Source organism: Burkholderia sp. Ac-20345 (assembly GCF_017104825.1).
Lineage (GTDB): Bacteria > Pseudomonadota > Gammaproteobacteria > Burkholderiales > Burkholderiaceae > Burkholderia > Burkholderia lata_B.
On record NZ_JAAGPO010000516.1, the window covers coordinates 1 to 1,012 of the forward strand.

Genomic DNA, 1,012 nt, shown 5'->3' on the forward strand with positions numbered 1-1,012 from the left:
TGGCTGCGTGGCAGGCCGCCGCCGACGCATTGGGCGACGGCCCCGGTGGTGCAGCGCACGCGCTCGTGCTGCTGAGCGACGCGCGCGAACGCCTGCGCGCCGCGCTCGACGGCATCGCGCTCGGCCATCCGCGCGACGACGCGGCGTTGCTGATCGCCGGCGAGCGGCTGATCGAACAGATCGACGACTACTGCGCGGCACTGGGCGGCCTCGTCGAATTGCAGCGCCCGCGGCCGGGCTACCGGCCCGCACGGGTGCGCTTTTACCGCGACACGGGCGCGGCCCTGCGCAACGGCGTGCGTGCCGCGTGCGCGATCGTGATCTCGGGCGCGTTCTGGCTCGCGACCGGCTGGAACCAGGGCGACATGATGCTGCTCGTCGTCGCACCGTACTGCGCGCTGCTCGCGACCGCCGGCAACCCGGCCGCCGGCGCGCAGGCGTTCATCAAGGGCACGGTGCTGGCCGTACCGGCCGCGTTCGTGTGCGCGTTCGGCATCCTGCCGCGCATCGAGGGCTTTCCGTTGCTCGTCGTCGCGCTCGCACTGTTCTGGATGCCCGGCATCTATGCGACGAGCGTGCCGAAGACCGCGCTCGCGGGGCTCGCGTATCTCGTCGCGTTCAACACGCTGACCGGCGCGACCAATCCGTTCCGCCCCGACGTCGCGCTGTTCCTAAACCAGTCGGTCGCGTGGGTGCTCGCGACGTTCCTCACGTTGCTCACGTTCCGCTTGATCCTGCCGCGCAACCTGGCCACCGACGCAACGCGGCTGCGCCGCACGATCCGCGACGACACGCTCGCACTCGTGGCCGGCAGGCGCGTCATGGCGGCGGGCTGGCAGCAGCGCCAGCAGCACCGCATCGCGCAGCTCGGCGCACTGCTCGCCGGCCAGCCGGCCGCGATGACGCAGGCGAGCATCGAGGCGCTCGCGGCGCTGCACGTCGGCAAGGAACTGCTGCGGATCCGCCGTGGCGCCGCGCGTGACGGCTTGCCCGACGCCGCACAGCGCCGCGT

Annotated in this window: 1 protein-coding gene; it reads left to right on the forward strand. The window is 72.7% G+C overall.

The annotated features are described in order from the left end of the window. The coding region (locus tag G3O06_RS48390) for an FUSC family protein (RefSeq protein WP_205820476.1) at window positions 1-1,012 on the forward strand (1,012 nt) is incomplete at both ends.